Source organism: Novosphingobium sp. PC22D (genome assembly GCF_002556635.1).
GTDB lineage: Bacteria > Pseudomonadota > Alphaproteobacteria > Sphingomonadales > Sphingomonadaceae > Novosphingobium.
In genome coordinates this window covers 382,681-395,338 of record NZ_MWMO01000002.1, presented here as the reverse complement: position 1 = coordinate 395,338, position 12,658 = coordinate 382,681, and the positions used below count along the sequence as shown (strand labels likewise).

Genomic DNA, 12,658 nt, shown 5'->3' with positions numbered 1-12,658 from the left:
CGGCTTGGATTTCCACTTGCCTTTGGGCAAAAGGCGCGCCTCGAAGATGGTTATCGCCTCTAACAGCAGGACCAAGCGGCCCGGGTTTCTCGTGGGACGCCGCCCCGGGCCCGCCGCGCAGCTCCTGCTCGCGCTCGGCGGCGCATTGGCGATCGCGCTCGCGGTGGTCGGCCCGGCGCGGCTGATCGCGCAGATCGAGGGCGATCGCGGTATCCCTCCGCTCGCCAATTCCGACGATATCCAGGTGACGGGCATCGCCGTCGACGTGACCGGCAAGGACGCCGACGATGCGCGTACCCAGGGCTGGAAGCTGGCGCAGAAGAAGGCCTGGGAAAAGCTCGGCGGACCCGAGATGTCGGTGGAGCAGATCGACGCGATGGTCTCGGCGGTGGTGATCGAGAGCGAGCAGATCGGCCCGCGCCGCTACAAGGCGCGACTCGGCGTGATCTTCGACAAGGCCAAGGCCGGGCAATTCGTCGGCCGGGCGGAAGGCGGCGCGGCAAGCCGCTCGGCACCCTTGCTGGTGATCCCGGTGCTCTATTCGGGCGGCGTGCGCCAGGTGTTCGAAGTGCAGGGACCCTGGCAGCGGGCCTGGGCCAACTTCCAGGCGGCGGCGAGCCCGATCGACTACGTGCGACCCACTGGCGCCGGCGGCGAATCGCTGATCCTCAACGCGGGCCAGCCGGGACGGCGCAGCCGCCTGTGGTGGCGCACCGTGCTGGGCCAGTTCGAGGCGGCCGACGTGCTGATCCCGGTCGCCCGGCTCGAACGGCAATGGCCCGGAGGCCCGGTGCGCGGCACCTTCACCGCGCGCTACGGCCCCGACAATACCTTTCTCGAAAGCTTCACGCTCACTGCCGACGACGACAGCAAGGTTCCGGCGATGCTCGACGCGGCGATCGTGCGGGTCGACCGCATCTATCGCCGCGCGCTCGCCGAAGGCCGTCTGACGCCCGATCCGACGATCCAGAGCGGCGAGCTCGCCTTCGATCAGGCGCTCGACGCCTTGCGCCGGAAGCTGTTGCCCGGCGGGCCAGTCGCCCCGGCCGAGTCGAGCGCGCCGAGTCCGGCCGAAGCGCCGTCGCCCTCTCCATCGCCGTCCGGCGAGACGCAGTCGGTGGCCACGATCACCGTCCAGTTCGCCTCGCCCGATGCGTCCGCGGTCGATTCGGCGCTTGCCGCCGTGCGCGGCGCGCCCGGCGTGCAGGGCGCCGCGCCAACCAGTCTCGCGATCGGCGGCACTTCGGTGATGCGGGTCACCGTGGCGGGCGGCATCGACGCGCTCGCGGCCTCGCTGCGCGCGCAAGGCTGGCAGGTCTCGTCGAACGGCGGGGTCCTGCGGATCAGCCGCTAGGCGATGACGGTGATGTCGCAGATCGCTCTTCCGCTCGAGCCCATCGGCGGCGGCGGCCGGATCGTCGTCGGCAATGCCAATCGCGCCGTGCTCGATGCCTTCGGCACGACGTCCGACTGGCCGTTCCGCACCGCGATCCTGTTCGGTCCGCCGCGTTCGGGCAAGTCGCTGCTGACGCGCTGGTTCATCGAGTCGGGCGCGGGCGAGGCCATCGACGATGCCGACCGGCTGGAAGAGGACATCGTCTTCCACCGCTGGAACCGAGCGCAGGAAAGCGGGCGGCCGCTGCTGCTCGTCAGCCACGCGCCCGAGGGCGGCTGGAAGGTCGCCTTGCCCGACCTCGCCTCGCGGCTCGGCGCGGCGCTGCGCCTGAGCATCGGCGCGCCCGACGACGCCATGCTCGCCGAACTGATCGAGCTCCACGCGCAGGCCCGAGGGCTGGTTCTTGACCCTTCGGCAACCGAATATCTTGTACCACGCTGCGAGCGTAGCCATTTGGGCGTCGAAAAGCTGGTCGCCGCGATCGACCGCCTGAGCCTGGAGCGAAAGCATGCTCCGACCATGGCGATCTGGCGCGACGCACTGGCCGAGAGCCACGGAACCTGAGCGGCAAGCTTGCGTTGCGTACCGTTTGATGAAAGATTCGCGTCGATGATTGCTGCTCTTGTCCGTTATCTCGATTCCGTGAAGGCGCGCGATCCGGCGCCGCGCTCGCGTTGGGAAGTGCTGCTCTATCCCGGGGTCTGGGCGCTGTTCTGGCACAAGGTGGCGCACCGGCTGTTCAACGCGCGGCTGTTTTTCCTGGCGCGCTTCGTCAACCACATGTCGCGCTTCTTCACCGCGATCGACATCCACCCGGGCGCGACGATCGGGCGCAACCTGTTCATCGACCACGGCTTCACCGTCATCGGTGAAACCGCGGTGATCGGCGATGACGTGACCATCTACCAGTGCGTCACGCTCGGCGGCACCAACCCGACCAACGGCAAGGCGGGCAAGCGTCACCCGACGCTGGAAGACAACGTCATCGTCGGTTCGGGCGCGCAGATTCTCGGTCCCGTCACGGTCGGTCGCCGCGCGCGCATCGGCGCCAGCGCGGTCGTTACCGAGGACGTGCCCGAGGGCGCGACGATGATCGGCCTCAAGGCGCGCTCGACGCTCGTCGCCGCCGAGACCTGGGCCAAGGAGTTCATGCCCTACGGCACGCCGTGCAAGGAGCCGTGCGAACCGGTCGGCAACCAGCGGGTCGAGGAGATCGAGGCCGAAGTGGCGCGGCTGCGCGAGCAGGTCGAGGCGCTTCTGGCCGAGCGCGAGGCGGAAAAGCCCGCCAGCCAGCCGGCCTGCAAGGGCGTCTGAGCTGAATGGCCTCAGGCGGTCACGCGGCGAATACCGGCACGGTCATCGCCTTTCCCGGCAGGCCGGGCGGGCAGGTCGGCTTCGACCGGCTCGAATTGCAAAAGATCATGGACCTCTACGGCCGGATGGTCGCGGCGGGCCAGTGGCGCGACTACGCGATGGACTTCGGCCGCGATGCCGCCAGTTTCGCCGCCTACCGCCGCGCCGCCGAACGCCCCCACGCCCGCATCGAGAAACGCCCCTCGCTGCGCGGGCGCCAGGGCATGTGGACGCTGTTCGGCGAAGCCGGGCAAGTGCTCAAGCGCGGGCACGAACTGGCGGGCGTGCTGGTCCCGCTCGAACGCCGGCTGCTGAAAGTGGTCGAGGACTAGTTCAGGCAAATGTCGAGGCAGCGCGCAACGAGGTTTGCTGCGCCTGACTCACCTCGCGGATGATCTGCAACAGCAACCATGCGGACGCGATGAAGCTGAGGTCCGAGACGATATCGAGGAAGGACGTCAGCCGCGCGAAGGCTTGATCGTTTCGATCACCGAGTCGAAGGCTCGCGTTACTGGCCATACTTCCCACGATCCACGCTCCCCACCAGACTGGCAGGTTTCCGGAGTCGGTCCCGCCGTTTCCGGGGCGGCCGGTCAGGCTCGCTTCGCGCAGTTCGCGCATGGCCTGAAAGGGCTTGAACAGGTTGGCGATCGGGATGAAGTACCATCCCACGGCCCAGCCCGGACTGAATTTGAGGTCCCCGATCCCCGCGTCCCGCAAATTGGCATGGGCCCGGTAGATCCAGGTGGCGACGATTATTGTCGTGGCCACCATCGTGATGATGTAGGCTGCAAGGCTTAGACCGGCGGCGGTGGATGGCCGGTCCAGCTCGGCGGCGTCGAAGTCTATCAAGCCGCCATATTCGCAGATCGTAACGCCGATGCTGACGCCCGCCAAAGCCATGAACAGGATCAGCGCGATGTGTGCCCTCGCGGCGCGCGCCTCCAGAGTGCTCAACCCGGCATCGAGAGTCAGCACCATCTAGCCGCGCACATCCCTGTCCTTCTTCGCCAGCCTTGCCATGACTCGTTGCGACTGTTCCATGCCGTTGCGCACGGGCCGGTCGGTCGAGCGGTCGGCGATGCGGTCCCACGCGGCGGCGATGCCTTCGGGGGTGCGCTCGGCTTCGGGGAGCAGTTCGCCCTCGTTCATCGTCACCCAGGCCGACTGGAACACGCCGCCGCCCGCGCCGACGATCGCGCCGTTGGGCGCATCCTCGCCGACGAGAAACAGCGCGGCGGGCACCACGTTGTCGAGGCTGAAAGCGGCGAAGGCGTCTTCGGGGAAGATGTCCTCGGTCATACGCGTGCCCGCCGTGGGCGAGATCGCGTTGACGCGGATGTCGTATTTCGCGCCTTCGAGCGCGAGCGTCTTGGCGAGGCCGACCAGCCCGAGCTTGGCCGCCGCGTAGTTCGCTTGCCCGAAATTGCCGCCGAGCCCCGCAGAGGAGGTCGTCATCAGCACCCGCCCGTAGCCCTGCGCGCGCATGACGTCCCACACCGCGCGCGTCGCATTGGCGGCGCCGAACAGGTGGACGCCGACCACCGCCTCGAAATCCTCCTGCGCCATCTTGGCGAACGTGCGGTCGCGCAGGATGCCTGCGTTGTTGATGAGCACGTGGATGCCGCCCCAGGCGTCCTTCGCGCGCGCGGCCATGGCCTCCATCTGCCCGCTGTCGGTCACGTCGCCGCCGTCGGCCAGCGCCTCGCCACCCTTGGCGCGGATCTCGGCGACGACATCGGCGGCGGCCTGCGAATGCCCGGTGCCGTCGCGGCAAGTGCCCAGATCGTTGACGACGACGCGCGCGCCGCGCTCGGCGAGCGCCAGCGCATAGGCGCGGCCGAGGCCGTTGCCCGCGCCGGTCACGATCGCGACCTTGCCGTCGAAGTCGATGGTCATGGCCCCGGGGATGGCACGGCACGCGCGGGGATTCAATTGTTCAGCGACGCGCGTTCGGCGATGGGCGCACCTTGCGCCCGGCGACGCGCGGGGCCATAGGCGCAACAGACCCACCAAGCCCAACGAAAGGTCCTGCGATGAAGGTGCGCGTGCACGTCAGCCTCAAGCCCGGTGTCCTCGATCCGCAGGGCCGCGCGATCCATCACTCGCTCGAGGGGCTCGGATTTTCGGGCGTCAACGATGTGCGCGCCGGCCGCCTGATCGAACTCGACGTCGACGAGGCGACCAGCGATGACGCGCTCGACGAGATGTGCCGCAAGCTGCTCGCCAACATGGTGATCGAGAACTACCGGATCGAGAAGGTCGCGGCATGACCGGCGGCTTCCGCTCCGCGGTCGTCACGTTCCCCGGATCGAACTGCGATCGCGACATGGCGGTCGCGCTCGAGCAGGTCTCGGGAACCGCACCGATCCGCGTCTGGCACGGCGATGCCGAGCTGCCCGAGCGTCTGGACTTCATCGCCCTGCCGGGCGGGTTTTCCTATGGCGACTACTTGCGCTGCGGCGCGATCGCCTCGCGATCGCCGATCATGCGCGCCGTGATCGAGGCGGCGGGCAAGGGCGTGCCGGTGCTCGGTGTGTGCAACGGTTTCCAGGTGCTTACCGAAAGCGGCCTGCTGCCGGGTGCGCTGCTGCGCAACGCCGCGATCCGCTTTGTCTGCCGCGAGGTCGTGCTCACGGTCGAGAACGGGCAGTCGCTGTTCACCTCGGGCTACGAGCAGGGCGCGCGGATCCGCGTGCCCGTCGCGCACCATGACGGCAACTACTTCGCCGATGACGAGACGCTCGACCGGATCGAGGGCGAGGGCAGGGTGGCCTTCCGCTACGCCGAGGAGGTCAACGGTTCGTCGCGCGCGATCGCGGGCGTGCTCAACGCCGCCGGCAACGTGCTGGGGATGATGCCGCACCCCGAACGCGCCATCGAGCCCGCCCAGGGCAGCGCGGATGGCCGCGCCTTGTTCGAAAGCGCGGTGAAGGGTCTCGTCGGGGCCTGATCAGGCAGGCCGACCCCTTGCTCGTGCGGCAAACCGCATCCGCAGTTTGCCAAGGTCCGAACGGACGTCCGGACCGCACCAACCAATGACTCGCCGATGCCGCGATCGCGCCGCATCGGGCGCTTCGATCAGGCCGGCGCGGCGAGGCTGCGCAGGTCGGTCTTGCGGAACAGCTTGAGCGCGTCCTCGCGGTCCATCGGGCGGCCGAAGAAATAGCCTTGAATCTTGCGACAGCCGAGGTTGCGCACGATTTCGAGCTCGCGCTCGGTCTCGACGCCCTCGGCGGTCGTCGACATCTCGAGGCTGTCGGCCATCGCCACCACCGCGCGAATAATCGCGAGGCTTTCGGGATTGCCGCTCGCCGCGCCCTGGACGAAGCTGCGGTCGACCTTGATCGTCGAGAAGCGCAGCTTGCGCAGGTAGCCGAGCGAGGAATAGCCGGTTCCGAAATCGTCGAGCGCGACGCCGCAGCCCAGCGCCATGACTTGCTCGAGCGCGGCGCGCGCCATCGAGGCGTCGCGCAGGAAGATACTCTCGGTCACTTCGATCTCGAGGCGCCGCGCGTTGAGGCCGCTGCTGGTGAGCGCGCCGACGACGCTGGCGGCGAAATTGGCGTCGAGCAACTGCTCGCCAGAAACGTTTACCGCGACGCGCACATGCTCGGGCCAGTTGGTCGCCTCTTCGCAGGCCTGGCGCAGCACCCATTCGCCGATCGGCACGATCAGTCGCGTGTCCTCGGCCAGCGGGATGAACTTGGCGGGGCTGACCATGCCGTGATCACGGCTCTTCCAGCGCAGGAGCGCCTCGAAGCTGACGACGTTCTCGTCGTTGGCATCGACCACCGGCTGGTAGTTGACCACGAACTCGTTGTTGTCGAGTGCCCGGCGCAGCGAGAATTCGAGCTGGCGGCGCTCTTCGGCGTGGGCGTGGAGCGCGGGCTCGTAGACGTAGTGCTGCCCGCCGCCCTCGTCCTTCGAGCGGTAGAGCGCGAGATCGGCGTTGCGCATCAGCGTCTCGACCGTGGCGCCGTCGCGCGGGCCGATCGCCGAGCCGATGCTGGCGCCGACGTAGAGCGTGTGGTGATCGACTTCGTAGGGCTGCGAAAGCCGGGCGATGACCCGTTCGGCGATGCGCTCGACCTGCGAGAGGTCGGACGCGTCGCGGATGACGATCGCGAACTCGTCGCCGCCCAGGCGGCCGCAAAGCTCGTTTTCGGTCAGTTGCTCGCGCAGCCGCTCCGACACCCGCGCGAGAAGCTGATCGCCGACGAGGTGGCCCAGCGTGTCGTTGACCGCCTTGAAGCGGTCGAGGTCGATCATGAGGAAGGCGCAGCGCGTGCGCCATTGCTCGGCGTAAGTCAGCGCGTCGCCGAGCGCTTCGGTCAGCATCATCCGGTTGGGTAGCCCGGTGAGCGTGTCGTAGCGCGCCATGTACGCGATCTTGTCGGAGCTTTCGCGCGCCTCGGTGACGTCCGAGCCGACGCCGCGGAAGCCGTCGAATAGGCCGTTGTCGTCGAGTTTGGGCGTACCCGAAAGCTCCCACCAGCGCGCCTCGCCGTTGATCGAGACGCGCACCAGCAGGTTCGAGAAGCTCTCGCGCCGCTGCAGGCGCTCGGCAAGGTCATGCAGGCTGGAGGAGAACTGACCGGTCTCCCAGGCCTCGCCGGCGATCAACTGGATGAACGGCTTGCCTTCGATGTCGCGCGTGTCCTTGCCGAGCGCGTAGGCGAAGCGCGGCGAGACGGCGCGCACCCGGCGCGAGACGTCGATCTGCCACAGCCAGTCGGCCTCGCCTTCCTCGAACTCCTTGAGCAGCAGCGAGACGACTTCGTCCTTCTCGGCCGCTCCGGCCTGGGCGATCTTGGTGAGCAGAAAGCGCCGTGCGGTGACGGTCGCGCCGGTCAGGCAGATGGCGGTGAAGGCGGCCACGACCATCGCCATGTCCCACAGGCCATTGGTCAGGAAGAAGGTGACGCCCGAGAGGCCGAGCAGGCCGAGGAACAGCGACGTGCTCATCGGCACGGCGGGCAGCAGGATCGCCGAACTCGTCATCAGCAGGGCGATGATCGACCAGAATTTTATCTCGGTCATCGTGATGACGAACGGCCCGAACCCGGCGATCGGAATGACCCAGACCAACGCGTTGATGATCGCGGCCTTGGTCTGACCCATGGTCTCGTCATGCGCGATCCGGCGGCGTTCGCCGGTGATGAGCGCCGATTCGGTCCGGGCGATGTGGATCAGCGATAGCCCGAGCAGCGCCAGCCACGACAGGACCGCGGGCAGCGGAATCATGCCGATGAACAACGCCGCGGTCGCGATCGCGGCGAGGATCTGCGTCGCCGCGCGTGTCGTGGTGATTCCGCCCAGTTCGGCGAACTGCAGCCCGCGCAGCCTGGACCAATCGCCCTGAGCCGGATCGGTGAGGCCGAGCAGCGCCAGGACCGGCAGGTCGGTGGGCAGGGCCGCGTCTGATTGAAGTCGTCTGGGCACGGGTCTTACCTAGACCATAGGCGTTATCGCCCGGTAAAGTTCTGGTGGAAATACTCGCGTCACACCGTTTTGTGAGCGGCAAGGCTCAGGCGATGATCCATGAATTTGTCGTGAACCGCTTTTTGCGTACGAAATGCTTTCAAATGAAATTGAATTTTTTGGGCCGAAGGTGCAGGCAGTATTGAAAAAATACTAGGCGCGCGGGCGCATTCCGGCGTGCAATAGATCAACATAAGACCGCGTCGTGCGGCGTATTTTCCCTACGGCCCGGCGTCCCGGCGCTCCGCTATTCGACGGTAACGCTCTTGGCCAGATTGCGCGGCTGATCGACATCGGTGCCTTTGACGCAGGCGACGTGGTAGGCGAGCAATTGCGCGGGCACAGCGTAGACCAGCGGCGCGATCAGCGGGTGCACCTTGGGCATTTCGATCACGGCCATGCAGTCCTCGCCCGCTTCGGCGATGCCTTCCCAGTCGCTGATCAGCACCACCTTGCCGCCGCGCGCACGCACTTCCTGCATGTTGCTCACGGTCTTTTCGAACAGCGGGCCGGACGGGGCGAGCACGATCACCGGCACCTCGTCGTCGATCAGCGCGATCGGGCCGTGTTTCATCTCGCCCGATGCGTAACCTTCGGCATGGATATAGCTGATTTCCTTGAGTTTTAGCGCGCCTTCGAGCGCCAGCGGATAGTCCGGGCCGCGCCCCAGGTAGAGCACGTCGCGTGCCGGGGCGATGAGGTGCGCCATCCGCGCGATCTCCTCGTCGTGGCCGAGCGCGGCGTTGAGGCAGGCGGGCACTTCGATCAGGTGCCGCACGACCTCGGCTTCCTCTTCGCGGTCCATGCGCCCGCGCAGAACCGCCATGTGCGTGGCGAGCGCGGCGAGCACCGCGAGCTGGCAGGTGAAGGCCTTGGTCGAGGCGACGCCGATCTCGGGGCCGGCATGGGTCGGCAGCAGCAGGTCGGCCTCGCGCGCCATCGAACTGGTCGGCACGTTGACCACGACCGCGATGGTCTGCCCGGCCTGCTTGCAGTGCCTGAGCGCGGCGAGCGTGTCGGCGGTCTCGCCCGATTGCGAGATGAACAGCGCGAGGCCGCCCGGCTCCAGAACGGGATCGCGGTAGCGAAACTCCGAGGCGACATCGATGTCGACCGGCAACCGGGCGAAGCGCTCGAGCCAGTACTTGGCGACCATCCCGGCGTAGTAGCTGGTGCCGCAGGCGACGATGGTCACGCGGCTGATCGCGGTGAGATCGTAGCCGATCTGGGGCAGGGCGACCGTCTGGTCGATCTGGCGAATGTAGCTGCGCAGCGTCTGGGCTACGACGGTCGGCTGCTCGAAGATCTCCTTCTGCATGAAGTGGCGATAGTTGCCCTTCTCGATCGCCGCGGCCGAAGCGCCCGAAGTGACGATCTCGCGCTCGACCGGATTGTTGTCGGCATCGTAGACCTGCGCACCCTCGCGAGTGACGACGACCCAGTCGCCTTCCTCCAGATAGCTGATGCGCTGGGTGAGCGGCGCGAGCGCCAGCGCGTCCGAGCCGATGTAGGTCTCGCCCTCGCCGTAGCCGACCACCAGCGGCGAGCCGAGCCGCGCGCCGATCAGCAGGTCGGGATGGGCGCGAAAGGCGATCGCGAGCGCGAACGCGCCGCGAAGCTGGGGCAGGGCCCTGGCGACGGCCTCCTGGGGGCTCGCGCCGGCTTCGACCAGTTCGGAGACGAGGTGGGCGACCACCTCGGTGTCGGTCTCGCTCTCGAACTTGCGTCCGCGCGCCTCGAGCGCGTCGCGCAGCGGCCGGAAGTTTTCGATGATGCCGTTGTGCACGAGCGCGAGTTCGCCGGTGGCGTGCGGGTGCGCGTTGGCCGCGGTCGGCGCGCCGTGCGTCGCCCAGCGGGTATGGGCGATGCCGATCAGGCCGGGCGCGGGATCGCGCGCCAGCTCGCGCACCAGGTTGAACAGCTTGCCTTCGGCGCGGCGGCGCACGAGATGGCCGTCGTGGACGGTGCAGACGCCCGCGCTGTCATAGCCGCGGTACTCCATCCGCTTGAGGCCGTCGACGAGGCGGTCGGCGACTTCTTCCTTGCCGACAATGCCGATGATTCCGCACATGGACCGATAATGCCCCGTAGCTGAGGGTTAACGCGCTTCGGGCCGTCTATGCCCGCGCGGGATTGAATTTGGGTTTAACGCGCCCGAAGGGCCCGCGCGCGGTGGTTTATCAGTCGCCGTCGAAGATGTCGCCCAGGCCGCCGAGCAACGAACCCTCGCCGCGGTTCTGGCCGCCGTAGGACCCGGCGGCGGCGAGCATCCGGCCGGCGAGCCGTGAGAACGGCAGCGACTGGATCCAGACCTTGCCCGGGCCGCGCAGCCGCGCGAAGAACACGCCTTCGCCGCCGAAGAACATCGACTTGATCGAGCCCGCGCGCACGAGGTCGAAGTCGATGCCCGCGGTGAAGGCGGCGACGCAGCCGGTGTCGATGTGCAGCTCCTCGCCCGGGCCGAGCTCGCGCTCGATCACGGTGCCGCCCATCTGCACGAAGACCCAGCCGTCGCCCTCGAGCTTCTGCATGATGAAGCCTTCACCGCCGAACAGTCCGGTCATGATCCGTTGCTGGAAGTGGACGCCGATCGACACGCCCTTGGCGGCGCACAGGAAGGCGTCCTTCTGGCAGATCAGGCGTCCACCGACCTCGTCGAGCTTGAGCGGCACGATCGCGCCGGGCACCGGCGCGGCGAAGGATACGCGCGCCTTGCCCGAGCCGTGGTGGGTGAAGACCGTGGTGAACAGGCTCTCGCCGGTGACCAGTCGCTTGCCCGCGCCGAGCAGCGCGCCCATGAAGCCGCCGCCCGCTCCGGACTGCGAGCCGTCGCCGAACACCGTGGTCATCTCGATGCTGGCGTCCTTCCAGACCATCGCGCCCGCCTCGGCGACCGCGCTTTCGCCGGGGTCGAGCTCGATCTCGACGAACTGCAGTTCCTGTCCCTTGATCTCGAAGTCGATGTCGTCGGACACGGCGCTGCTGCGGCTGTGGCTCCAGGGGCTGTTGCTCATGTCAGGGATCTCCGAAGCTGGTAAGAGGACGGGCTACTTCGCCTTCTCGGCTTTTTTCTTCTTCATCGCGTCGTGGAAGCGGTCGGCCCAGCCCGGCTTGACGAGCTGCTCGGCGCGCACCAGCCGCAGCTCGCCGTCGGCGACGTCGCGGCTGACCGCGCTGCCCGCCGCGACGATGGCGTCGGCGCCGATCCGCACCGGCGCGATCAGCGCCGAGTTCGAGCCGATGAAAGCGCGGTCGCCGATCACCGTGCGGTGCTTGAAATAGCCGTCGTAGTTGCAGGTGATCGTGCCCGCGCCGATGTTGGTGCCCGAGCCGATCTCGGCGTCGCCGAGGTAGGTGAGGTGGTTGGCCTTCGCGCCCGCGCCGAGTACCGCGTTCTTGATCTCGACGAAGTTTCCGACCCTGGAGCCGACACGAAGATCGGCGCCAGGCCGCAGCCGCGCGTAGGGCCCGACTTCGACTCCGCCCGCGATCCTGGCGCCCTCGATGTGGCAGAAGGCGCGGATCGTCGCGTTGTCGGCGATCTCGACGCCCGGGCCGAGGACCACGTTGGGTTCGATCGTCACGTCGCGGCCGACCCGGGTGTCCCAGGAAAAGAACACCGTTTCGGGCGCGATCAGCGTCGCGCCTTCGGCCATCGCCTGCGCGCGGCGGCGCTCCTGCCAGCGCGCCTCGGCCTGCGCCAGTTCGGCGCGGCTGTTGATGCCCGCGACTTCGTCGGGATCGTCGGTGACGACCACCGCGCTGTTGCGGCCGTCGTCGATGGCGATGTTGACGATGTCGGGCAGGTAGTACTCGCCTTGCGCGTTGGCGTTGCCGATGCGGGCGAGCAGCGCGAACAGGTCGTCGGAGCGCGCCGCCATGATGCCCGAGTTGCACAGGCGGACGGCGCGCTGTTCCTCGGTGGCGTCCTTGTGCTCGACCATCCACTTGATCGTGTCGCCGTCGGCGACGATGCGGCCGTAGGTGAGGGGATCGTCGGGCTCGAAACCGAGGACGACGACGGGCGGCTCGTTCAGCCCGTGCAGCCGGTCCAGCATGCGCCGCATCGTCTCCGCGCCAACGAAGGGAACGTCACCGTAGAGGACGAGCACGTCGCCATGGAATCCGGCGAGCGCGGCCTCGGCCTGCTGCACCGCGTGTCCGGTGCCGAGCTGCGGCTCCTGGACCGCGATCGTCGCGCGGCCGGCGAGCGCCTTTTCAAGCTGTTCGCGCCCGTGCCCGGCGACCACGACCTGGCGCTCCGGCGCGAGCTCGGCGACGCTGGCGAGCAGGTGCTCGAGCATCGGCCGCCCGGCCAGCGGATGGAGGACCTTGTGGGTCTCGCTCTTCATGCGAGTGCCCTTGCCGGCAGCCAGGATGATGACAGCGAGCGGAGCAGCGTGATCGATCATGCGCACGGTTTGC

12 protein-coding genes are annotated in these 12,658 nt (G+C 68.0%); 6 read left to right on the top strand and 6 right to left on the bottom strand.

What is annotated here, in order from left to right; genetic code table 11:
* Nucleotides 1–46: 46 nt before the first annotated feature.
* The 4 genes from B2G71_RS05380 to B2G71_RS05365 are packed head-to-tail and all read left to right on the top strand — an operon-like array spanning nucleotide 47 to nucleotide 3,081.
* Nucleotides 47–1,354, top strand: coding sequence for a hypothetical protein (locus B2G71_RS05380; RefSeq protein ID WP_098104692.1), 1,308 nt, complete (start codon nucleotides 47–49; stop codon nucleotides 1,352–1,354).
* A 12-nt stretch (nucleotides 1,355–1,366) separates the two neighbouring features.
* Entirely contained in the window at nucleotides 1,367–1,960 is a 594-nt protein-coding gene (locus B2G71_RS05375; protein ID WP_098104957.1) for an ATPase, read from the top strand.
* A 45-nt stretch (nucleotides 1,961–2,005) separates the two neighbouring features.
* Nucleotides 2,006–2,710 (top strand): serine O-acetyltransferase EpsC, encoded by a 705-nt coding sequence (gene epsC / locus B2G71_RS05370; RefSeq protein WP_098104691.1) that lies wholly within the window; start codon nucleotides 2,006–2,008, stop codon nucleotides 2,708–2,710.
* A 5-nt stretch (nucleotides 2,711–2,715) separates the two neighbouring features.
* A complete protein-coding gene (locus B2G71_RS05365; RefSeq protein ID WP_098104690.1) occupies nucleotides 2,716–3,081 on the top strand; it encodes a DUF2794 domain-containing protein in 366 nt (121 codons plus the stop codon).
* Nucleotide 3,082: 1 nt separating this feature from the next.
* On the opposite strand, the gene B2G71_RS05360 is transcribed toward B2G71_RS05365, so the two are convergent.
* The gene (locus B2G71_RS05360) at nucleotides 3,083–3,730 is read right to left on the bottom strand and encodes a DUF4328 domain-containing protein (RefSeq protein ID WP_098104689.1); all 648 of its coding nucleotides are present in this window, start codon (nucleotides 3,728–3,730) and stop codon (nucleotides 3,083–3,085) included.
* Entirely contained in the window at nucleotides 3,731–4,648 is a 918-nt protein-coding gene (locus tag B2G71_RS05355) for an SDR family NAD(P)-dependent oxidoreductase (RefSeq protein ID WP_098104688.1), read from the bottom strand.
* A 137-nt stretch (nucleotides 4,649–4,785) separates the two neighbouring features.
* On the opposite strand from B2G71_RS05355, the gene purS reads away from it, so the two are divergent.
* Together purS and purQ are read left to right on the top strand one after the other, a co-directional pair.
* The gene (purS, locus tag B2G71_RS05350; protein WP_098104687.1) at nucleotides 4,786–5,022 is read left to right on the top strand and encodes a phosphoribosylformylglycinamidine synthase subunit PurS; all 237 of its coding nucleotides are present in this window, start codon (nucleotides 4,786–4,788) and stop codon (nucleotides 5,020–5,022) included.
* A complete protein-coding gene (purQ, locus tag B2G71_RS05345) occupies nucleotides 5,019–5,702 on the top strand; it encodes a phosphoribosylformylglycinamidine synthase subunit PurQ (RefSeq protein ID WP_098104686.1) in 684 nt (227 codons plus the stop codon). Before purS ends, purQ begins: the two co-directional genes overlap by 4 nt.
* Nucleotides 5,703–5,830: 128 nt before the next feature.
* On the opposite strand, the gene B2G71_RS05340 is transcribed toward purQ, so the two are convergent.
* The 4 genes from B2G71_RS05340 to glmU form a co-directional block, all read right to left on the bottom strand.
* Nucleotides 5,831–8,194, bottom strand: a complete 2,364-nt coding sequence (locus B2G71_RS05340; RefSeq protein ID WP_240530014.1) for an EAL domain-containing protein — start codon at nucleotides 8,192–8,194, stop codon at nucleotides 5,831–5,833.
* 286 nt (nucleotides 8,195–8,480) lie between these two features.
* Entirely contained in the window at nucleotides 8,481–10,304 is a 1,824-nt protein-coding gene (gene glmS, locus B2G71_RS05335) for a glutamine--fructose-6-phosphate transaminase (isomerizing) (RefSeq protein ID WP_098104685.1), read from the bottom strand.
* A 109-nt stretch (nucleotides 10,305–10,413) separates the two neighbouring features.
* Nucleotides 10,414–11,247 carry a TIGR00266 family protein gene (locus B2G71_RS05330; RefSeq protein ID WP_098104684.1) on the bottom strand — a complete coding sequence of 278 codons (834 nt, stop codon included), beginning with the start codon at nucleotides 11,245–11,247 and terminating at the stop codon, nucleotides 10,414–10,416.
* 33 nt (nucleotides 11,248–11,280) lie between these two features.
* Nucleotides 11,281–12,645 (bottom strand): bifunctional UDP-N-acetylglucosamine diphosphorylase/glucosamine-1-phosphate N-acetyltransferase GlmU, encoded by a 1,365-nt coding sequence (gene glmU / locus B2G71_RS05325; protein WP_098104683.1) that lies wholly within the window; start codon nucleotides 12,643–12,645, stop codon nucleotides 11,281–11,283.
* Nucleotides 12,646–12,658 lie beyond the last annotated feature (13 nt).